This window comes from Paenibacillus sp. CF384 (assembly GCF_900106745.1).
GTDB lineage: Bacteria > Bacillota > Bacilli > Paenibacillales > Paenibacillaceae > Paenibacillus_Z.
Genome location: NZ_FNNV01000019.1, coordinates 136,813 through 159,769 on the forward strand (window position 1 = coordinate 136,813; position 22,957 = coordinate 159,769).

At 44.7% G+C, this 22,957-nt stretch carries 17 protein-coding genes; 3 read left to right on the top strand and 14 right to left on the bottom strand.

The window, feature by feature from the left end:
- Window positions 1-544: 544 nt before the first annotated feature.
- Both BLW29_RS25695 and BLW29_RS25700 read left to right on the top strand, forming a co-directional pair.
- Complete coding sequence (locus tag BLW29_RS25695) at window positions 545-922, top strand: hypothetical protein (protein WP_090985008.1); 378 nt, start codon at window positions 545-547, stop codon at window positions 920-922.
- Between the two features lie 98 nt (window positions 923-1,020).
- Complete coding sequence (locus tag BLW29_RS25700) at window positions 1,021-1,743, top strand: glycosyltransferase family 2 protein (RefSeq protein ID WP_090985010.1); 723 nt, start codon at window positions 1,021-1,023, stop codon at window positions 1,741-1,743.
- Between the two features lie 1,474 nt (window positions 1,744-3,217).
- Here the strand turns inward: BLW29_RS25700 and BLW29_RS25710 are convergent.
- Window positions 3,218-4,009 (bottom strand): imm11 family protein, encoded by a 792-nt coding sequence (locus BLW29_RS25710; protein WP_090985014.1) that lies wholly within the window; start codon window positions 4,007-4,009, stop codon window positions 3,218-3,220.
- A 79-nt stretch (window positions 4,010-4,088) separates the two neighbouring features.
- Window positions 4,089-9,092, bottom strand: a complete 5,004-nt coding sequence (locus BLW29_RS25715; RefSeq protein ID WP_090985016.1) for a S8 family serine peptidase — start codon at window positions 9,090-9,092, stop codon at window positions 4,089-4,091.
- A gap of 1,175 nt (window positions 9,093-10,267) precedes the next feature.
- On the opposite strand from BLW29_RS25715, the gene BLW29_RS31925 reads away from it, so the two are divergent.
- Window positions 10,268-10,351, top strand: coding sequence for a putative holin-like toxin (locus BLW29_RS31925; protein ID WP_256208904.1), 84 nt, complete (start codon window positions 10,268-10,270; stop codon window positions 10,349-10,351).
- 211 nt (window positions 10,352-10,562) lie between these two features.
- Here BLW29_RS31925 and BLW29_RS25720 read toward each other — a convergent pair whose 3' ends face one another.
- From BLW29_RS25720 to BLW29_RS25775, 12 genes are all read right to left on the bottom strand, one after another.
- Window positions 10,563-11,912, bottom strand: a complete 1,350-nt coding sequence (locus BLW29_RS25720) for an ABC transporter substrate-binding protein (RefSeq protein ID WP_090985018.1) — start codon at window positions 11,910-11,912, stop codon at window positions 10,563-10,565.
- On the bottom strand, window positions 11,905-13,461 hold the full coding sequence (locus BLW29_RS25725; protein ID WP_090985020.1) for an ABC transporter substrate-binding protein: 1,557 nt from the start codon (window positions 13,459-13,461) through the stop codon (window positions 11,905-11,907). Before BLW29_RS25725 ends, BLW29_RS25720 begins: the two co-directional genes overlap by 8 nt.
- The gene (locus BLW29_RS25730) at window positions 13,458-14,036 is read right to left on the bottom strand and encodes an RNA polymerase sigma factor (protein WP_371264793.1); all 579 of its coding nucleotides are present in this window, start codon (window positions 14,034-14,036) and stop codon (window positions 13,458-13,460) included. Before BLW29_RS25730 ends, BLW29_RS25725 begins: the two co-directional genes overlap by 4 nt.
- A gap of 229 nt (window positions 14,037-14,265) precedes the next feature.
- Complete coding sequence (locus tag BLW29_RS25735) at window positions 14,266-15,207, bottom strand: TauD/TfdA dioxygenase family protein (RefSeq protein WP_090985024.1); 942 nt, start codon at window positions 15,205-15,207, stop codon at window positions 14,266-14,268.
- Between the two features lie 58 nt (window positions 15,208-15,265).
- Entirely contained in the window at window positions 15,266-16,630 is a 1,365-nt protein-coding gene (locus BLW29_RS25740) for an LLM class flavin-dependent oxidoreductase (RefSeq protein WP_090985026.1), read from the bottom strand.
- Window positions 16,631-16,664: 34 nt separating this feature from the next.
- Complete coding sequence (locus BLW29_RS25745; protein WP_090985030.1) at window positions 16,665-17,549, bottom strand: ABC transporter permease; 885 nt, start codon at window positions 17,547-17,549, stop codon at window positions 16,665-16,667.
- A 22-nt stretch (window positions 17,550-17,571) separates the two neighbouring features.
- Window positions 17,572-18,423: an ABC transporter ATP-binding protein gene (locus BLW29_RS25750; RefSeq protein WP_090985061.1), complete on the bottom strand. Its 852-nt coding sequence runs from the start codon at window positions 18,421-18,423 to the stop codon at window positions 17,572-17,574.
- Window positions 18,424-18,464: 41 nt separating this feature from the next.
- Window positions 18,465-19,514, bottom strand: coding sequence for an ABC transporter substrate-binding protein (locus BLW29_RS25755; protein WP_090985032.1), 1,050 nt, complete (start codon window positions 19,512-19,514; stop codon window positions 18,465-18,467).
- A 199-nt stretch (window positions 19,515-19,713) separates the two neighbouring features.
- Window positions 19,714-20,982 (bottom strand): MFS transporter, encoded by a 1,269-nt coding sequence (locus tag BLW29_RS25760; protein ID WP_090985034.1) that lies wholly within the window; start codon window positions 20,980-20,982, stop codon window positions 19,714-19,716.
- 24 nt (window positions 20,983-21,006) lie between these two features.
- The gene (locus tag BLW29_RS25765; RefSeq protein ID WP_090985036.1) at window positions 21,007-21,423 is read right to left on the bottom strand and encodes a GIY-YIG nuclease family protein; all 417 of its coding nucleotides are present in this window, start codon (window positions 21,421-21,423) and stop codon (window positions 21,007-21,009) included.
- 57 nt (window positions 21,424-21,480) lie between these two features.
- A complete protein-coding gene (locus BLW29_RS25770; RefSeq protein ID WP_090985038.1) occupies window positions 21,481-22,245 on the bottom strand; it encodes a DUF2087 domain-containing protein in 765 nt (254 codons plus the stop codon).
- Between the two features lie 136 nt (window positions 22,246-22,381).
- Window positions 22,382-22,567 (bottom strand): hypothetical protein, encoded by a 186-nt coding sequence (locus BLW29_RS25775; protein WP_090985040.1) that lies wholly within the window; start codon window positions 22,565-22,567, stop codon window positions 22,382-22,384.
- Window positions 22,568-22,957 lie beyond the last annotated feature (390 nt).

Here is a 22,957-nt window from a genome sequence, read left to right on the forward strand (position 1 = left end):
AGCGTGCCTCTCTTACCCCTCATACAACTTCATTTCTCTTATTCATCCAGCTGCACAATTAGGTGCAATTCAACAACTCAATTACATCAATTATTTTTGATTTATCTACTTGAGTAAAATTTACCACATATTCAACTTTAGAGCAATAGTTAAATCAAATAAAGTTGATTTAACTATTGCATGGTGTCATACACCAAGGTTGCTTCCTTCAAATTAACGTAACCATAAGTTGTCAATGAAATAGCTGAGGCCCTTACAACTCCTAAATAAGTCGCTGTTGATGGCGATGTTAATCATACCTGTTGACTCGGCTGTATTTAGCAACACACTTCCCATAGACGTACGAACATTAGCTGGCAACTACCAATAGATAATGCAAGGGACACGCGCTAGTTACAGCAAAAAAACCTATTAATTCCAAATAATGTAACAAGCCCTAATTTGTTTTCATAGAATATAACATGTCTAATTGAAGATTCTTATGAGAAGTGGCTCTACTCCATCTTCATAGATGAATTGATTTGACAGAAAGGAGTGATATTGGATGCCTTTTACTACAGGTTGGGTCACAAACACACGTGATTTTGGCACGGCTGCATCGAACATCGTCGTTAACTTCAAAAATAATGACCAAGTAAATTCAGCAACAATCATTTTGGGAATTTTCGCGTCAGTGGATTCCTCTAGCTTCGTACCTGTTTATGCACAATCATTTCTATTGCCACCAAATACCAGTCAGGTCATGACGTATTTTATTTCTGGTAATGTTGCATATGAAGTTCAATTTGAAGAAATAATGCCGCTAACTAACAATACTGTATTAACAGTATACGGAATTGACGAGTTTGGAAATCTCGTTAATAACCAGCGCTTTACACCGCCTGAATTAGCCTTCATTGATGTATTAAGTCCATTATCTTAACTAAGTTACTTGTAACCGAAAAGTTGATTCCTTTAGCTTTTCGGTTCTTTTTCCTAGGAACCGGAACATAAGCCAACTGTTGTGGAGTGTGAAAACAAATGCTGCCATTAGTATCCGTTGTTATTCCGTTTTATGATTGCCCTTACGTAGACCAAGCTCTTAATAGTGTAATGAACCAAACTTACGCAAATATTGAGATATTAGTCGTGGATGATGGATCTACTCAATTCTTAGATAAAGTGGAGCCGTATATGGAGAAAATTAAGTACATCAGAAAAGTAAACGGCGGTACAGCGACTGCGTTAAATACGGGAATTGTCAATGCTAGTGGTGATTTCTTTGTCTGGCTAAGTGCAGACGACGTATTTCACCCGGACAAAATAACAAAACAAATCATTGTAATGCTTGATAATAGTGGACATTTTTGTCACACATCGTATTCTCAAATTAATGATAAAAATCAGATAATAGGAACTCTGAAAGGATTTGATTTCCCGAAAAGAATTCACCTAGTTAATACCTTAATACTGGGCTGTATTATAAACGGTTCCTCAGTAATGATAGATATGGGTGTATTTCAAAGTATTGGCTTGTTCGATGAATCTCTGCGATTTACGCACGATTATGATATGTGGTTGCGAATGCTACCACATTATGAGTTTTATTATTTACATGAAGATTTAGTACAATATAGAATCCATAAAAATATGGGATCGACCAAGTATGCTGATGAAATTCAAAATGAGATCATTTTTGTGCAAGAAAAACACCGAGCAAAAACATCCCAATTGGTTCGTTTTTTACAACAGGAGACTACTTGAAAACTGCCGTTAACTTCAAGGCTCTCGGTACAAGATAGTTTCATTAATTGATTGGACATTTGTCGGACAATCATTTTTCAATTAAATGAATAGTATGATTCCTTAATAGGATGTGTTTTGATTGAATTCATTACCTACACAAATATTCTGTGTCTGTTGTAAAGAGATACGTTGGGCCACAACTCATTCCTTAAAAACCGTCGGACCTATTCAAATTTATTCTCACCCTGATATGTACCCTGTTACTATCTGTCTCGACTGTGAGGAAGATGTATTAGCAAGACTTACTAAATACATCAATAATGATATTCCAGATGGATCTTAATTTCTTCCTATGCGTTTTTCATGTTCCCTATCTAGGCTTAGTCTGAGAGAAAAATACTGCGCAACTCAAGTACCATGTTTTGGTTATGTTAAAACTATCGTTTGAATAATTTCATATTATCTTTCAAAAAATTTAAAGCACGATAGTAACTCTCTAGAACAGCAGGTTCAATCTCTAACGCCTCTTCGATTGAGGATGCAATTTCTAATCCAGCCATGTCAAATAATACGAGATGCTTCCCTTCATCTGGGTTGTACAAAATCGGAATGGTCCAGCTACCAGTTCTTTGGCTAGTTCAAACCACTGATTTTTTATCATGTGCGTATATGAATAAACTCTATCGTAATAATAAATAACGCCGCATGTTATCTTTCATCTTTAATTGTAAATTGGAGGCCGCAAACCCGCATAGCTCCGTTGTTGTTATTTCATAATTAATCGGTATTTTAGTGAATTAGTCCACAATATTTCATAATATAATATAGTGCAAATTATGGCTCATGCATTTTTTGAATAAATATACAGCGATCAACAATAGAACCACTGTGACCGGGTTTTCTTTATCAAAGGTGCCACAAGGATATAAAAAAGACTGCCGACATTGTCAGCAGTCAAAAGTAAACAACCTCCGGCTATTTATCTTAATCATCACTATTTACTACTCTTTTTTCTCTCTTCTACAATAGCAACTTTGAAATTAAAATTGTCATCATTAAACGGATTCTTGGCATGTGGTCTCGAGGATAAATCTATCTGGCTGTAAGCAACATACAGATCATTCTCGTTTATATGATCTCTATTTGCAGCAACAGCCTCACCGGTTGCCCGTTCAATTGTCCGCATCAATACTCGGAGGTTTCCCATTGATGCATACTGTAGCTTTTGAGATAGCTCAGGATCAGCTAAACGTGAGCGTTCCGAGAAAGGCAATTTCGCATCGACAGTTTTTAGAAATGAACGAAAAGCTTTGTCGTACTTGAATGGATAGAACCTCATACGATTTGTGAATCGAGTATCAAGTTGATTGTTAATTAAGAATAGGGATTCTGCACTCGGATTTCCACACCAGCAACCTTATATCCATTAATGAACAAAGACACGGAAAAAGATCATTAACCTCAACCATCGGACTGCCGTGATTATATACCATTAAGACTTGTCAGTAATCAACCATTTCGCGCTTAAATGCGGTATTGGGATATACACTGGTTTTATCCAGACGTAGGATCCATCATCTTGTAGATGGCCTAATACTATTACCCTATTTTTATTTTTCTGCCACTTAACCTTACCATTTAATGCAGCCTTCTCTCCTCCTTCGATGATTATCATCGCTTCTTGGAAAGATACCCCTTCAACTTGCGCTTCATCTAATTCATGTTCAGAATTTGAAACTGGTTTTAATATGAGTTCAGAATTCCAAAGTTCTTTAAAAGCAAACCCAGTTAATTTATTCTCGATCACTGTTTGTCTAAATTCATCGGATACAAATACTGGCCCCCTAAGCTTTTCAGGAATCTTAAACATGTGTTGATTTTCAACTAATTCCTTTTTAAATGCATAGTTCGAAAAGCCTGTAAACGTTCCATCAGATAACGTATCTTTAATGGAATTACTATAATCAATACAATCCACTACATTCACGACATTAATAGCGTGTACTGGATACAGCTCATGAATGACTGGCAATACTTCTACGAATGGATTGATTATATCGTGAAGCACTTCTACAGCTCTTTGGCTGAAGATAGGTTTTCCAGATACGAAATTTGGCGCATCGCATACTTCTTCATTTCCTTGGGTAATCTTCATTACAATACTCCCCCATTCTTTAACTGGGGCACCAATAAACTGAGTATCGAAATATTTATAGTATATCTGGCTAAAATTCTCACAATTAATGCGTACTTTATTTGTTGTTTTTAATTCCCACACTCGCATTACTCGCTCACCTCAAAACTTATCCCATATGTGATAGATACTGAACTATCACATATGGGATAATTAATGTATCGTATTATTATGAATCAATATTACCCAATTTAATCTTATTTGTAAGCAAATCTGAACGTATTTGTTCAATAGCCAACAATACCTTATCCCTATCATCTTGAACTTCCTCTAGCATTTCGCGGACATACTCAAAATAATCTCCAACATGATATCCATTATGAGTAGATACCATCGTTCCGTCAATTAGTACTCCGGATTCTCCCTTCAACTTCGGAAGCCATACACCATTAGCTGCTGAGTTGATATCAATATCATATTTCGCAAGTATTGCCTGAGCAATTTCAATATCAGGATTACCATTTATATTTTTTGCAATAATGTGATGCGCAGCCCATGAACTCACTTCTGGCACGTCCGGCTTTGAAATACCAGCTGCAATTAATTCTCTGTCAAGTATTGTTCCACTAGTCCCTTCCGTTAATCTACTCGTGTACTGAGACACTTTTTTAGCAATGTAATCCGCTGGAGTTAAACATGCGGTGTTATGAGAAAGTATTTTTAAATTCGAAATGTAGTAGGTGTGATAGTCTGCTACTGAGAAATTATATACTTTGGATTTATTGTTGCTGATTTCTACTTTCTCTACATATAATTTTGATCCATCGTAGGTTTCAAATTGATCCCCTGCTTTAAGATCTTTAGTAAGTGTCCAGCCCTTACCTACGATCCAGAAAGGATGTTCTGCAGTCGTAGAAATTACTTCTTTACCAGCTGTAATATTCCACGTACTGGAGACTTCCCTTTCGAAAAGTTGCTCAACACCTTTATACGCAACTTCTCCGGTATAAGGATTTTTGGAAAGTACTTGGTCCCCGATCTTAATTTCTTCAATTGGCTTTTCGCCATCAATGGTGGTAACTGTTGTCCCTGCAGTAAAACAATTAATACAAGCTGCCAAATTATAGACCCTGCGGAACATTTTAATACCCATCGTTCCATCGCCGTAAAATGGAATTATGGATACAGCCGAAAGAGCTGCGTTGACCTCATCTCCACGCATCATATAGATAACACTATTGGCTGCGTCAAATACCGGAACCATCATTCCTGGTATCGAAATGAGGTTTTGAAGATTATCAATTGCAGACTTATTGGGATCATAAATAAATAACTCTGCTGCTTTCCAAAATCTTTGCAAACCATCTGGACCATATATTGAAGTAGACCAGCCAACATATTGAGTTTCCTGAGGCGTTTGTAAGGTTTTATTCCAAACATACTTATAGAAATAATTTCTGCACTCAATACATTTACCTTTATTACTAGCTGTTACAGCAACTTGCGAAGATCCTTTTTTCATTTTTACAGGTGGTGCAGGAATTATTCCGGTGAGCGTAGTTGCTTGATTTATGACAGTGATGCTATGCACTACTGCATGTTTTGAATACTGATCTAAAGGCTTAATTACTATTTTGTACTTCCCGTTTTTAGCATAGTAATATTCCAGATCCCCGTTAAATACATTATAGACTGGTATGCCAAATGAAAGATTCGTATTTACTTTACCATCCCACTTGAAACTATGTTTACAAGGTGACACCTTAACATATTCAGGAGCTCCTGGTGGAGTACAAGTTCCAAGGAGAAAATCCAATGTTTTTTCATAAACCACATAGTTTTTTGCGTTAATAATTTGGACCAATGTACTAGCATGGTCACTAGAATAATACCAATCTAGTGTCGCATAATCGGATAATTGAGGTTTTGATGGATCGATAAAGCTTTGTACAGCTTGAGTAGTAGTCTCCGTACTTCCATAGGTAACAGAAGCTCTCTTATGAGATACTTCGTAGTTAATAGATTGTGAACCCATGGTAGAAGTTGAATCATCATCAGATAAAAATTCAACTTTTGCATAGTACGTACCTGGTCCAAGCTCAAATACATCGCTATTATCTGGTGTAAAGATGCCATACTGATTGCCTACAATATCTTCAATCGTTACTTTATTACTTGTAATGTTTAAATGAACAGATGTCGGTTCCGTTACTTCTACTTTAAAATAGTCAACATCATAGATAGATGACAAATCATCGGTATAAATCTCTTCCCAAGTAGCTGGAATAGCATCATCTATATCACTATTAATATCACTCTCAACCTGAAAACGTGTTCTTAAATACTCCCAGTTACTAAAATTCCGAATTACAATTCCGTATGTCTTACCTGCTTCTAGATCATACTCAATCTTTGAAAATGAATTAGCTTCACTTGCATCATCATTTCGTGCAAGTTTGTGACCTGTAGCATTATCATATAAATACAATACGGTATCGTTATTTTCCCCGGTATTTTGATACGATGAAGTGTAGAAACGATACACGCCCGATTGATCAGGTGTAAAATGATAATACGCATTGGTACCAAGTGCCTTAGCCGTATCTACAGGTGTATTCAACGAAATCAATTCACTTGCCGGATCCTCAATTGGGAGAATTGTTGTTCTAGCCTTTAGCTGTCCTTCATCATAACCAGCTACTTTAATGTACAAGTCCAAGCTTGTAGTAATAAGAAGCTGAGAAAACAACGAATCATTATAATCATCATTAAATGAAATAGGTTGAGTTAAGTTAGGATCTAGATACGCAGAAAGTACTGTATCATTTACAACAGATGTACTTGCTTCTCCACCATAATTCCCAGTAAAAATTTTATATGTCGCAAAGCCTGGGGGAGAGAATTTAAAAATCTTACTTTCTCCCGCAAGAGCAGTTACATCTACTGGTGAAAATACTGAAATTGGACTAATTTGTGGTGAATCAAGTTGAACCATTAAGCGGGCATTTAAGGGATCTGATATTCTATAGTTTCTGATCTTAATATAATACTTAAATCCCGAAATTAATGAAGTGTTTATTTCAGAATAGGTCGTTCCATTTGAGTCATCGTTGGAAGCAACTTGATTTGTTAAGGCTGCATCTGTGTAAACCTCAAGTACAGTGTCATTAGCTGCGCCATATCCACCGTAAGGGCCAGTAAAAATCTTATGGTTCCCGGACTTATTTGGTGTAAATTGGTACACAGAGTAACCTTGAGGAAGACTTACATCAATCGGATTATTTAGACTAAGAATTTGAGGGTCTAAGATATAATTACTCAGTTGTAGGGTATAAGCTGCACTATCCGAGAAATCAAGGTTGTGTGACTGAACACCTATATAATAGGTATGCTCGGTCTCAACATTAATAAATGATCCCTCTGCCGATCCAATCGCCCCTGTATTACCTAATGAAAGAATATAGCCGTCTTTGTTATAAACATAGAAATCGTAGTCCTTGTCAGTCGGAACAGCTAGACTTACATAAACTAAACCGGTTTTCTCAGAAGTGAATTTATAATAGTCCACATCGCTTGAACTAGAGATAGTTGAATTATAAGTGTTAACAGGATTAATGGTATGCGCATATTCAAAGTTGTTATTTGGTTCATATGTGTCAGTTACCTGATTATCTTTTTCGGAACTTTCAACTTTGGTTTGTTTATTAAATAAATCAATTGCATTTAAGTACAATGCCTCTAATTTCTTAAAGTCAGTTTCTTTATGACTATAGTAATCACTCATTGCTTGTGAAACATTTTCGTCTTTTGATAGAGATTTAACTTCATCAGATAGCTCATGAAGCTCAATATTATTAATGAGTAAATCATTGTATGTCTGAAGAATCTTTTTAGCTAGCGGTTTATTCCCCTCACTTTTAGCCTTTGCTTTTAGATCCAATAATTTTTTATTGTAGCCAAATAACAAGTTGTCCGATTTATTAATATCAGATAGAGTTGGCAAAGTGTTTTCGCTTGGTTGTTGATCCTCATTAGTGTATGGTTCGATAGGAGATTCTGTTAATCCAACGGCCTTCGCTAAGTTAATAAGACCATGACCATATTGATTAGCTTCCCCTAGTGGTGTTGCTGTCTCGTATAATTTATTAACGACTTCATTTGATGTAAGTTGAGGGTTATCTGACCATATAGCTGCAGCAGAACCAACAACATGTGGAACTGACATGGAGGTACCAGATAATTCACCGTATGCTCCACTATTCGTCGTACTAAGTATATCTGTCCCCGGTGCAACAAGATCTATTTCTGCTCCAGTACTTGAGAAAACCGATCGTTTATGGGATTTAGTAACTGCTCCGACTGAAATAACCTCAGGGAATAAAGCCGGGGACATTTCTGTTTCTTCGCCTATTCCCTTGTTCCCAGCAGCTGCAACAAGAATGATCCCTTTATCCTTAGCCTCTATTAAAGCTTCATGTAGAATCTGGCTGTTCTCACTTCCGCCAAAACTCATACTAATAATGTCAATATCATTATCGATCGCCCATTGAATCCCTTCAATGACCTTACTGTAGCTACCTGAACCATTTTGATCCAAAACTTTGACGGCGTATATTAATGATTGAGAGGCAACTCCCTCTATACCAATATTATTATCCAGTGCTGCTATCGTTCCTGACACGTGTGTTCCATGGCCATTATCATCATGATAATCAGAGGTCCCATCAACATAGGACACCCCTCCTGAAATGGAAAGATCAGGATGCTGGCTTATACCGGTATCGAGAACAGCAATTTTAATATTTTTTCCTTTTTTGTTTGAATCATTTATGAGATCTGCACCAATTGAATGGTTCCCCCATGGGATTGTCTGCGATCCATTATTTATATCATCCCCAGTCGCTGAGTCACTAATAGTGACATTTGAATCTTTTTCAATATAGTCAACTTCACTGTCTTTTTTTATATTTTCAAGTTCATTTTTATTGAGTTGAACTGATAACAATTTCGATTTAAGCTTCTTAACTTTCTTGTTCTTTAAACCATTCTTATCTTTGAAATTATTAACATTCGGTTCTTGCTTGAGCTTGACTAGATAATTACCGTCAGAATTTAGCTCTTCTGCAGCAGGTGCTGCACTATCCTTTGCATAGACTTGCTGTCCTGTCAAAAGATTTACGCCTAGTAATGCTGTAACGCAAACCATAGATACTATTTTTTTCAGGTTAAACAAAGTGATGCCTCCCAATGTAAATAATTTCGCTATCCTCAATCAACTTTTGAGGATACTTCTATGACAGCTGGCCAGCTTATCACCAAAAAGATAATGCAACATATTTCCTGTAAATTTTCAGCTAAACCAGCATAACAAGTTTGAAATTTATCAAGAATAGGAAATATGAAGCTATATTTCGACAAAATTCACTGTGGTTCCAACTAGTTCTAAACTATTTTCCGTCACAACTTCCGATCATTTTCGGGATGATCAGCGTGTAAGTATTAGAACAACTAGTTCAAATGGCCTTTTAACTAATTTGTCTATTTTAATCGCTTATTGGTACTGTTTATAGTTATTAAAAGCAATAGGGTTCACCGTTTTTTCTTTTTTGAAAACAAAAAAGAGCACAAAGTAATCCCACTAAGTAGAATCACTAATACGCTCTATGCTAATAAAATATGCCCTATAATGTGCACTCCTGCTTGACAGGACCTAGATTGAGGCTGGTCCGGACTACTTATGGCACTGAAATGTACAATTGTCCACTTTCATTTCTAGGATAAATCCCTAGCTGTTCCCATAGCTTTATAACTATATTAGCGAGTTCTTCGAAAACATGGATATCTTCCCAGTTATCGTAAGAACTGTACAGTCTATGTAGCGCCGGTAGAAGTTCATCCCACACACCATCTAAATACTGATATTTTTTGATATACGCGGCAGATTGAGATCAAGGCAGTCGTCGACGGCCGGATCCGGGCTCATTGCCTCAAGTACAACGGGCGTCGGGTGTCGCGATTGCGAATGTCCTAGCGTTTAAATTGGTAAAACGCCATGCAGGATAAACGGGGTATTACGACCAAAGAGAGATCGTTAATCCGAGATAAATAACTCATATATAGGAGACTTTTGTGATTCATCGATATTTACAACAGTGAGCAACATATTGTCCAACTAACGAATGCATAATTATACATTTAACTGAATGGCCTGATTCGTGAAATAAAAATTACAACTTATTTTGAATCATTTACAGTTATCTATGAAATATCACAGCCGCCGCGCCACAGCCCCCTCCCAACATGTACCAAATTACATGTAGACACACGAACAAGCGTTCGCTTATAATAGAGAAGCGATGAATGGCTTGCAAGGGCGGTCGGCTAGTCTCCCGGAAGGGAGGTGACGCTATGGAGGTACAAGACGCGATGACGCTGATGTTCACGTTCGGCATGTTTATTCTCGCGCTGCTCACTTACCTCAAAAAAAAATAGACCGCCCTCTCGCGAAGGAATGCGGTCTACTCTATAATCTCATATCCTGATACAGCCTTCCGCCCTTAAAAGCGGTTAATCGCGCCGGGAGTCGGTTGCCGCCGACTCTCTTTGCCTGTTTATGTTTCTTTGCCAATATAATACCATATTCGATTGGGGCTTGAACATATGCATTTCGTAAAATTGACTGTCAATTGAGCAAGTTGAATCGTTATTGACTTCTAGGCTTCGCCGCTTCTAATAGGGCTTGTCCTTCCTTCTGCACAGCAGCGATACATGCGTCTACACTCTTCTCGCCATTAACCGCTGCTTTCACTTCACGATCTTCAAGCTCCTGAAACAGCTGCAAGAATTTAGGATCGTACCCTTCGAGCGAATAACTCCGATCAATGCTCGGAAACGTCTCATACAGCTCAGCCAGCACGGGATTATGATCGTAGCTCATGTAGGACCTGCGCGTCGGCATGCTTGAAGCGTCCTGAATACCGGATTTAGCCTTTGCCACATAATCACTCAACATGAACTCGATGATTTGCCACGCTGCATCGGCATTCCGCGCGCCTGCCGGTATGGCCATATAATCGTATACCCCTAAATGAACAGATCTGCTCGTATCAATGGAACTAACCGGCGGCGTAACCATGCCCGTTTCAAACTTCATCCCTTTAACGCTGTTATATCTGTCGATTGTCATTGCAGATTTACCTTGCTTGAACAAATCCGCTTCATTCACGGCATCTTCATCAAACATTAACGTCCCATCGACCATGTCGCCTTTGACATCCTGCATCATGAAGGTGCCATTCTTATAGAGATCCACGACGGTTGCGAATACACTGCGCCAAGCAGGCGTGTCTACGGTCACTTTGCCGGTTTGGAAATTGTAGGATTGAAGTCCTTCCGAGTCAGACAGACTGAGGAGCAGACTGTTAGGCATACTGCTGAAAGGCTGATGATAGCCGACAATCCCGTCCTTGCGACTTCCTGCCTTCGCAAATTGGCTGGCCAACTGCATTACATCCATGATCGTCATGCCGTTCCGAGGCAAATCTACCATGTATTTATGAAACAAATCTGCGTTGTAATAGAGAACGGAAGCTTGGAAGGAAGAAGCTAAGGCATATAAATTGCCGCCCCCTTCGCGTTTGATTTTATCGATCATCCCAGGATAGAAGTCATCTGGTTTCATCCCGCTTGCTTGCAGACGTACGGACAGATCTTCCAATACGCCATGAGCCGCCAGACCAGGATATTTACCTGAGTAGCCTAGCAGAACAAGGTCCGGCTTCTCTTGCTTCAGCTTCTTCTCATACTGCTCCTCAGGTATTGGCTTATAATCCGGCTCCATCTCGATGAGTTCTACCTGGAAATTCGGGAAAGCAGCAGTCACAAAATCCCCGATTGAAAAGTTATAACTGCTCTTGGTAGATAACGCAATACGAATGACCTCTTTCTCGTTACCGGCCACCCGTTTATCCGCCATACAGCCGCTTAATAGGAAACTAACCACCAGGAAGCTGATAAAACCCACGATTGAAGGGCGACGTACTCGACTATTCATGAGTCTGATCACCCTTTCTGGCTAGCCTCATTTCAAATGTGGTCTGCAATTCGTCAAGCGCTGCATCGACAGACTTCGTTCCTTTCACAACGGCTTCCATCTGTTCACCGCCAAGCGTATACAAGGAAGCATCCAGCTCCCCTCTCGCTCGATTGTCGTAAGCAACCTTATAACCCTCGGCTGCCTTTGCCGCATCTACCTTACTGTCATAGAATGCTTTCCAGTGCTTGCTTTCCTTCTCATCCATGACCGACTTATCCGCTAATAGAGTAGCATAAGCATATCGCTGCGAATCATCCAGACCGTTCAGCCAAGAACCGCCTATAATAAACGACATCAGCTCCCAGACCGCATCCTCTTGGGTGGAAGCCGCATTGATAGCATAAACGGTATTCGTGCCCAAGAATGACAACTGGTTTGTGGCCGAAGGGTCCACGCGAAGCGGAACTGTCGACCAGTTCGCTTTCATGACTCCCGCATACTCAAAATTCTCCAAGTTCGAATAGAAGTAGCTCGGTGCGATCATCATTGCGATTTTGCCTTGAGCAAACGCATCATTCTTGCCCATATCCTTCATCGAGATGCCATTCTTGCCGTAATCAATTGGCTTCTGCTGCAAGATCCAGCCTTCCTGATATCCGGCCGCGACCGTTTGCCAGATCTGCTTCCATGCTTCCGTATTGATAGTGGCCTCCGTCTTACCCTCATTGCTCTTACTGAGGGTTTGCAGCCCGGAGACTTGTCCTAATAATTTCGCGAGCGCAAATTTATTGTCACGATCAAATGCCCCGAGACCGCTAATCCCTGTACCTTGGAACCGTTTGGCCAGCTGCATAATCTCCTCTGGTGAAACTTCTCCTTCAGGCAGCGGAATCCCTTGCTTCGCAAAAGCATCCTCATTAATATACAGCGCTGTAGTATTAAAATCCGAAGGTACCCCATACAACTCGCCGCTTCCGCCAAACTGGCGCAGCAGTTCAACCAATGGCGCATAGAGAGCACCTAGCTCAAATTTGTGTTCTTTCACTATCGTATCCAGAGACTTAAGTTTCCCGTCTGCCGCAAGCTCTCTAAACAACTTCAACGGAAGCTGCAGCATGTCCGGCTGCTCCTTGTCCACCCAAGCTTTGAACATTTCGGGATCGTTATATAAATCTCTAGGCGCATCGACCGTATTCAGCTTCACGGATGGGTGGCGAATAATGAACGGCCGCTTAATCCGATATTCGATGCTGCCATCCTGTGCAAACTGATGGATCTTAAGCGTATATTCCCGATCACGAAGTGAATCACCGCGCAGTGCGGCCGGTACGTTCTCGGCTGTATCTGGTTTCAGCATCGCCTTCACGTCATCGCGGAACCACCAGCCGCAGCCCAGCAGCAATACAATACTCATCAATGCTGCAACCGCGCGATAAGGTGACCTTCTTTTCTCATTTTGCATATGAATGCGCTCCCTCACTTTATGCTCCAGTTCTGAGGTGAACCCATTCTTCACGGGAGGTTTCCCTGCAAGCTTATGCTCCCAGCTGTTTAACGGTTCTTTCATGTCCATTCTTCCTCCCCAGTCCACTTCGCTTCTTGGGTAAGACTGCGATTGACCGCAGCTCGGGCACGATGAAGTCTCGACTTCACCGTACCGACCGATACATGGAGCATGTCCGCCATCTCTTGCATCGAAAGTCCATAGTGACTGCTCATCATCAGCACTTCCCTCAGCTTCTGCGGCAGCTTCAAGACAACCGCCCAAATTTCCTCGGTCATCAGTTTATCGAAGCTTTCCCGCTCCGCCGAAGGCGAAGTTTGCTCTTGTGGACGGACGATCCCTCCGAAGAAGGTCACACGCCTAATCCATGCCGACCGCAGCACGTCGCGCGCCGTGTTGCGAGTAATGGCCAACAGCCATGTCTTAATCGACGATTGCCCGCGGAATTCGTAGAGCTGCTGAAACACCTTCACGAATACGTCTTGGGAAATATCATCGGCCAGCTCTCTGGAACGTGTGTAGAAGAAAGCGAAATTCCAAACGTCTTTACCGTACGCCGCCATAAGCTCATTCAGCACCGCATGCCGGTCTAAGCCGCCTGTCACATGCTTCAAGTAATCAAACTGCAAGTCGTTCACCTCATCAAGTAGACGATAGAGTGCTGGAAAGGTTCCCTACTCTTCTAATCGGATCATAGAAATCTATCATTCCGTGCTCAAATGGTATAAAGTACCATCACATTATACACATGTATGGGCGGGAAGTAGAGTATCTTTTTCGCAAATAAAAAGAAGCCCCGGCAGTAAAAGCTGTTTCCAGCTTCTCGCTACCTGAGGCTTCCAAGCAATTCATCGCTATCGTGATTACTTAAGCGGATTCCGCCGCCGATTGACCCGCTGGCCCTACTACCTTCTTGCGCGTAACACTCTTTCTTCCATCAATGCTTACCGGTACATCGCCATCGACCGTAACGCGGCGCACGACACGGTGCTGATCGCCATAATCGTTGACGGCATAATGCTGCGTCGCCCGGTTATCCCAGATGACAACATCGCCTTCAGCCCAGCGCCAGCGAACGGTGTTCTCCAGTTTAGTGATATGATTTTGCAGCAGCGAGAACAGTTGAGCCGAGTCCGTAGAAGACAACCCGAGGATCCGCTTCACGAAATGGCCCAAAACCAACGTCCGCTCCCCTGTCTCCGGGTGCACACGTACGAGCGGATGCTCCGTTTCGTATAACGTAGATACGAATACTTCGCGATACCTCGTTTCTGCCGCCACATCTATTGGCTTACTCCGATAGGCTGCATAGTCGTATTCATTGGAATGTACCGCCCACAAGCCGTCGACCAGTTTCTGCAGCTCGGCAGGCAAATGGTCGTAGGCTGCTGCCGTATTCGCCCAGACGGTATCGCCGCCAGCCTCCGGTACGACAACTGCACGTAGAATGGAAGCTTGCGGATAAGCATCCACGAAAGTAACATCCGTATGCCAGGAATCGGCACGTCCGCCGTGATTGGAATTGAGCTCCAATACATAATCGGTACCTTGCTTGTTCGGTACCGTCGGGTGAGATACCGGATCGCCAAGCAATTGGGCAAAAGCTTCCTGTCCCGCATCATCAAGGTGATTCTGCCCGCGGAAGAAAATAACCTTATGCTTCAGCAGCGCTTCTCTAATGAAGCTAACCGTTTCTTCGTTCAAACTAGAAGAGAGCGTAACGCCTCTAATCTCTGCTCCGATTCTACCTGCTACCGGACGAACCTCGAATGCTTGACCAACCGTTTCATTTTGTTCTACTTTGCTCATGGTATTGCCTCCTTGGATTGTTTTTGGTTTTACTTCGATTGTTCCTTCATCTATGTGGTTAATTCCTTGCTGCCAATGGAGCCTGATCCGGTGCCTGTATCCCATACCGATTAACCGGTCGCCCGAGGCCAAAATGTTCCCGCAATGTCCGTCCTTGATAGGCGGTCCGGAATAATCCCCTGCGCTGCAGTTCCGGTACGACCTGCGAAGCAAATTCCTCCAGTCCCGCCGGCAAGTACGGCGGCATGATATTGAAGCCGTCGCTGCCGCCCTGCGTGAACCAGGCCTCCAGCTCATCCGCCACCTGCAGCGCGGTGCCTGCGAATACGCGGTGTCCGCGCCCACCGGCCAGCCGGTGAATCAACTGGCGAATCGTCAGCCGCTCGCGTGTCGCAAGATCAGCTACCAGCTGGAATCTGCTTTTGTTCCCGTTAATATCGCCGACGTTCGGCAGTTCAGGCAGCGGCCCGTCTAGCGGATAGGTGAACAAATTAAGGCCCAGCATGTTCGAGAGCTGATTAAGTCCATACTCAGGAACGGTCAGTTCATTCAGCTGCTGTTCCTTCTCCTTCGCTTCGGACTCCGTTGCGCCAATGACCGCGCAGATGCCGGGCAATATCTTGAGCTCTTCCGGATTTCTTCCATACCGTGCTGCGCGTGCTTTCACATCGCTGTAGAACTGCTTCGCTTCGGCCAAGGTCTGCTGCGCCGTGAAGATAGCCTCCGCATATTGCGCGGCAAATTCCTTGCCGTCCTCTGATGAACCCGCCTGCACCAGCACCGGATGACCCTGCGGCGATCGTGGAATGTTCAGCGGTCCGCGCACCTTGAACGCATCGCCGGCATGGTTGATGCTCCGCACTTTCTCCGGCTGCGCGAACACTCCTGCCTCACGGTCAATGACGATGGCATCATCCTCCCAGCTATCCCACAGACTCGTCGTCACCTCAAGGAATTCTTTGGCACGCTCATACCGCTTGTGATGCTCCAGATGCTTATCGCGGCTGAAGTTGCTTGCCTCGAACTCGCTGCCCGAGGTCACGATGTTCCAGCCTGCGCGGCCTTTGCTGATATGATCCAGCGAAGCGAATTTGCGAGCGACATGGAATGGCTCGTTGTAGGTCGTCGATACGGTGCCGATCAAACCGATCTGCTCCGTGACCGCAGCCAGCGCGGACAACAGCGTGAACGGCTCCAGCCCGACAAAAGCACCGTGCTTGATGTTATTGCTCACCGCCAGACCGTCTGCCAGGAACAGCGAATCGAACTTAGCCTGCTCGGCAATTCGCGCGATTCGCTGAAAATACGCAATATCCGTAATGTTCTGCGGCTCCGTCCCGGGATGCCTCCAAGCCGCCTCATGATGGCCGGCATTCATAATAAATACATTCAAATTCATCTGTTTCTTCTGCTTGTTGCCCATCGCTTCACCACGCACCTTTCCTCATTTCGAGAAATCATTGGTCGCCGTAGGTCTGTCTCCACGACGTTAGCTTCCGCTCGATGTACAAGATGGCATAGTTGAGAATCAAGCCGATGACGGAGATGGACACGATACCGGCGTACATCTCAGGGATTTGAAAACTAAACTGCGTATATTGAATGAGATAACCAAGGCCCGACTTCGCCCCCACCATCTCAGCCGCAACAAGCACAAGAATCGAGGCCGCCCCGGATTGACGGATACCGATAAAGATCGTAGGGATAGCAGCGGGTATAATGACTTTGCGAAAGAGTGCAACAGAGGAGAGTCCCATCGATTTGGCGGATTTGATCAAGAGCGGATCGACGTTCTTCACCCCGCTTATCGTATTGAGCAGCAGTGGAAAGAAGCAGGCATAGAAGACAATGGAGATTTTCGACGTTTCTCCGAGTCCCAGCAGCAGGATAAATACCGGAAGAATCGCTAGCGGCGCCGTATTACGCATCACTTCAAGCAAGGGATTTAAGTACGCGGCCACCGGCTTCCACCAGCCGATCGCAAGCCCGATCGGCACGCTCACGAGAAGCGCCAGCAGGAATCCGCCTAATGATCGGGTCAAGCTTGCTTCGGTGTGCGCAGCCAAGTCGCCGGATAACAGCAGCCCCCACCACGCCTTTAGCACTTCCGACAGCGGTGGGAAGAAGGTGCTGTCTACCAATCCGCTGCGCGGAGCGAGCTCCCATAGGACGAGAAAAGCAACGATCACAACGAGGTTGCGAAACCATTTCCGCACGTGAACACCTGCAGCTTGCAGTGCAGCACTACCGGTCTGTTCTACCTGAGCCTGTGCCTGAGCCTGAGCAGCCTCGGTTTCAAAGCGCGCCAGAGCTTTACCGTTTCCTGTCGTTACATTAGCCATAGACATTCACTCCTTTGGTCCTCTATTTCTTGATGCCGCTGCCAGCGACGAGGCTCTTGTTCTTCTCCTGCTCCTGTGCCCGCGACACTTCATCCTTGAGTAAATCCCAGATTTGATGCCGAATGCGCACAAACTCCGGATTGGATCGCAGATCCTCTTCCGTTGTACGCGACTGGAATGGAACGTCGATAATTTGCTTAATCCTACCCGGCCTTGAGGTCATAACCGCAACTCGCTGCCCGAGATAAACGGCCTCTTCGATCCCATGCGTGATGAAAATAATCGTCTTCTTCGTCGCTTCCCAGATGCGGAGCAGCTCGGTTTGAAGGGTTTCGCGCGTCTGCGCATCGAGCGCCGCGAACGGTTCATCCATAAGCAGCACCTCGGGATCGTAAGCGAGGCTGCGGGCAATGGCGATCCGCTGCTTCATGCCGCCGGACAGCTCGTGGGGATACCGATTCTCGAAGCCGGCCAAGCCGACGAGATAGATGTACTTGCGGGCGATCTCTCTGCGTTCTTTGCGTGGAACGCCTTTGGTCTCCAGTCCGAATTCCACATTGGCGAGCGCTGTTTTCCAAGGGAATAGCGCATATTGTTGAAATACGATTCCGCGCTCCAGATTCGGCCCTTTAATCGGTTTGCCGTCCATTAGAATCTGCCCGCTATTCGGTGTTGTCAGTCCAGCGAGCAAATCCAGCAAGGTCGATTTACCGCAGCCGCTCGGGCCGACAATGACCATAAACTCGCCTTGCTTGACCTCCAAATTAATATTCTGCAGCGCCGATACCGGCTGCAGATCCGCCTTCAGATGGGATAGATTACGCTGAATCCGAAACGACTTGTGTACGTTCCGGAGGCTGATTTTGGCATCCATTTTGCCATCCATGATCGTCATGCTCCTCTCCTGATTCGCGATTATTTCGTTTCACCCTGATAGGGATTGAACTGATTCGTATAGAGATCTCGCGCCGTAAGCTCCCCATCCTTCAGGTTGCCTTCGGCTACCAGCCATTTGATCCAAGTGTCAAACTCCTTATCGGCGATCAGCCCGCCTGTGCCGGCTACCCCCGTACTCTTCCAGAACTTGATCGCGCCTGTGTCTTCCTTCCGGCCGCGTTTGTTGATAATGTCCTCGAACTTGGCAACGACTTCCTCACGCGGTGTTGTTCGCGCCCACTCGATGGCTTTGGCAGTAGCTTCCACAAACTTCTTGGCCGCGTTGGGATTATTCTTGATGAACTTATCCGTCATGACATAGCTGCCTGCGCTGAATGTCCCGAACAAATCCTTATCCTTGAACAGCGGATGAATGCCTCCGCGTTCTTCCGCTTTATCTCTCAAAGTGCCGCCAAGGGCAGCAACGTCGATTTGATTCGCACGAAGCGTCTGTTCCGTTGTGACCGGCGGAACGACCACTAGCGTCACTTGCTTGATCTCTTCTGCAGTCAGCCCGGCTCTGTGCAAATACTCCTTGATGACAAATTCATGGTGTGCGCCAAGCGTGTTCACTGCAATCTTCTTGCCAATCAGATCTTTTGCCGTCTTTATTGGACTGCCATCAAGGACGTAGTATCCGGTCCAAGTTGCATCATCCACACCATAGTAGGAGATAACGGACTTAATCGGTGCTTTGGCAGCCAGCAGCTTGACGATTGCTCCGTTGAATGCGCCGCCATAGTCGGTATCGCCGGTCACGACGGACTGAATATCCTGCGGACCGCTGATCGTATTGCCGATATAGTTCAGCTTCAGCGGGGCGAGATAACCGAGATCCTCCGCTAATTCGGAGAAGGTTACAGCGCCGACCGACCCTTGGTACCGGAGCTCCGATACCTCTAGATCTCCGTCCCCCGTCTTGCCTGTGGCACTGGCATCCTTCTCGTTACACCCGGTCAATACCAGGGATGAAGCGATGAGCAGCGTGAATGCGGTTAAGGCTGATTTCCTTGCAAAATACGATTTCATGAGCAACCCTCCATCGGATTTTAATCAGAATCACAGGAAAAAGTGATAAAAAAAAGAGACGCACTCATCTCTCGATGATTGGTCCCTCTCCGGTAATCCGGTGGATTAAAATATTCTTTTCCTATCGATTTACTATGATTTATAAATGATAATACCCGCTGACCCTTTCGGTGTCAACAGGTATTTGGTAAATTTATCTTTAGGCGGATACGCTCGTTGCCGCCGGCTCAGGTGCCCGCTGCTTAAAGAGAGGTACCAGCGACAGCACTCCGGCAAGCATCAATAAGCCGGACAACGTATAAATCGTGGTAAGCGGAAGGATCGTCTTCAGCGGTCCGGCAAGTGCCATCATGAGCACCATGGCTCCCATGTACATCGGACCTAGTGTGCCGCTGACGCGTCCGATAAATTCAGGCGCTGACCATTTCAGCATAATCGTATTGATCGAGATATGAACCATCGGGAAAATCATGCCCATAATCAACTGCAAACTCAGCGTAAACGGTACGTTCACGGAATAACCAACGCCGACTGTACCGATCGCGCTTACGCCTAAAGCGAGCGCGAGCATCTTAACCGGAGACATTTTCTTCGAAATGACCGTAATAAATGCGCCGCCAATCAGCATGCCAATCCCGCTCAGCATGAGCACATATTGCAGAAACTCCTTCGGCTGCCCGAGTCGTTCCGTCACGACAAACAGTCCCAGCGTTTGCGCAATACCGCCCGATAAGCCTGCCAGCGCAAAGGTAATGCACATCGTCCGAAGTACGCGGCTGCTCCACACATAGCGAAGGCCTTCCTTCATTTCCGCCATGACGGAGGTTGGCTTCGCTCCGGGATCGCGCTGCGTGTTCTTTTGATCTTGCGGGAGTCGGAACAGGATAAGTGCGGATAATAAACTTGCTACCCCCATAATACCAATGGAGACGTGAATACCGAAGTTTTGATAGACGATTGTTCCTACAGATGGCCCGGCGATTAAGAACACCGCCATCAGCGTTTGGAAGATTCCCATCGCGCTTTGCAGCTGCTCCTGCGGGACATACCGCTTGAACAGCTTCATGGATGAAGGTGCCGAGAATTGCGATAACGTCGCGGATAAGAAGGTGGCAAAATAAACGGCCGCCCATGATTCATACACAAGTGCGACCAGCACCAGCAGGACGGAAGCCGCCGACATGAAATCACACCAAATCATCGTACGTTTGGGAAGCCAGCGATCCGCGAAGGTGCCTCCAATAAAGGCGAATAGGAAAATCGGTGAAAACTCCGCAACGGAGATCAGAGATACCGCAATGGGATCGTTGTTCGTTTGATCGGTCACATAGAGTAGGATGGCAAAATTCCGCACCCATATTCCAATTTGCAGCATAATATTCGACATGAGAATCGTTTGAAAAAAGCGGTTCCGCAGCAGCGGCGTTTGGGCTGTTGTACCTGCCGGTGCTGCTTGATTAGTATTCATTTCGTACCTAACTCCTTATTCGGTTTATTTAGGCGGACGGTTGTAACCGTTCGGTTCGTACGGCTGTAATTCATCAAGCCACTTCTTCTCCAGTCGCTTGAGGGAATCGCGGTAGTTCATTAAGGCATTGCGATCGACGATTTCCGTGCCGGGAATGAGCGTATCTTTGTAATCATTACGCACCTCTTCGCCAAGACTGAGCTGCTCCAATACCTCATATCTGAAGTCTGCGCCAGCTTGCGCTCTGTACTCCTCTTGCAGTGCAGTGTTCATATGACCGTTCATGTCGAGCGAGAACTTCTGGCGCGTCCATGCTGAGTCTAGTGTTGGTGATGAGGCGATATAACGTTTGCCATTGCGATCATTGATGATTTGAAACACGCCCATCGCGCGCTGCTTCATCCCATATTCATTCTGTAGTTCCTTACGTCTGTTCATCATTGTAAATTCCTCCTCCAGTCATTCCCATTCCCATTCATGCTAAGTGCTTCTGCCATCTTACAGGCTCAGCCAATATACGCTTCCGTCGCTCTCGCGGTCTAGAAAACCATAGTCGACCAAGTATCTTCGAAGCGTCACATAATCTTCTTCCATGAAACGCTTGAGCAGCTCGTTAACCTCTGCTTCCTTGTACTTGCGGCCTTTCTTGAAGCTCGTTGCAATGTGGCGGAGCAGTGCTGCTTTGCGTTTCTCCTTACGCGGCAGACCTGTGAGCGGGCCAGCCAGTCCTTGCGGCAAATATTTGTTTAGCAGCGCTTTGTACTCATCATGTGTGATTGCAAAACGCTCATCAACCAGAGGCGCCGTACGGTGCACCGGCACGAATTTCGCTCCTTGTGCAAGGCCCCCGTCCATTAGCTCCATAATGGCAAGAAACAGCTTTGCCTGCTTCGCTTTCTCCTTCAATGCGAAACGGTGATTGCGAATGGTTGAAGCACTGCCGCTGCCGGTTTGCTTCACAATGTCTGCATCGGAAGAGCCTGAGGCGAAAGCACTGATGAGCTGCTTCTGCAAATCAGTTAGACCCGTCGCTTTCTTATCTAGTTCAAGCAGATAGTGCAGCACGGATCCATGCGCGCTGCCGATATGCTTGGCAACTGCTTTGTGAGCTTCCATCAGGCGATTATCAATGGAATAGATGATCCCCTCTTCAAATTGTTCCCCGCAAACCAAGCAGTAATAGCTATCGGATTCCCCATGATATACATAACCTTGCTTCAGCTCAGAGAGCGATGCGGTATAGAAGGATTCTGAAATATCCATAACAAACAACTCCATCATTCGTTTGATAATTACCTAGATAATATACCATCTTGTTTGGTTTTATTCAATAAACGATTGCATAGTAAGAAGCTGGAAGCAGGATGGATAGATAAAAAGAATGACGATGATCCAATCTTTAAGCTGCTCCGGCACGCTTAAAGCCTCGATCATCGTCATTCTTCGGATACGCATATTTCCGTTTGTCCGGCTTCACCCTCGTCACAGGTTTCACGCCGTTCCAATTCCCTCGTTGCATCGTTGGATCCATTCCGCCTTGCTGCAGCTTCTTATCGCGCTGCTTACGCGCCGTACTCTTCGCCATTCTTAATGCACACTCCTCATATTAAGTTGAGACCGCCATCCGCCGCCTGTAGCACCGGGAGGTCCTCCTCTAGCTTAAACGATTGGTGCACTTCGTTTCAAGGGGCAGCAGTACTCGCTTCGCCGATAGTAAAGTAAACTATACCTCCTCGTTCCGGCAGTCCCGGGGATAAATATTGCATTTTCTGCAACATTTTAGACGAAGAAGAGGCCTCTTGCAGGAAATGTTGCATCAAATGCAACATTCTCGCCTACAATCACCTTTTGATCGCTCGAATCCCTGCAAATGTTGCAGATTGCTCCAAGGCCCCTTAATTAAACTGGAGTCCTCTCAGCCAATAATTTAAACTATTAGCTAAGGGGATGATCCGTTATGGGGAAGCATTTAGGA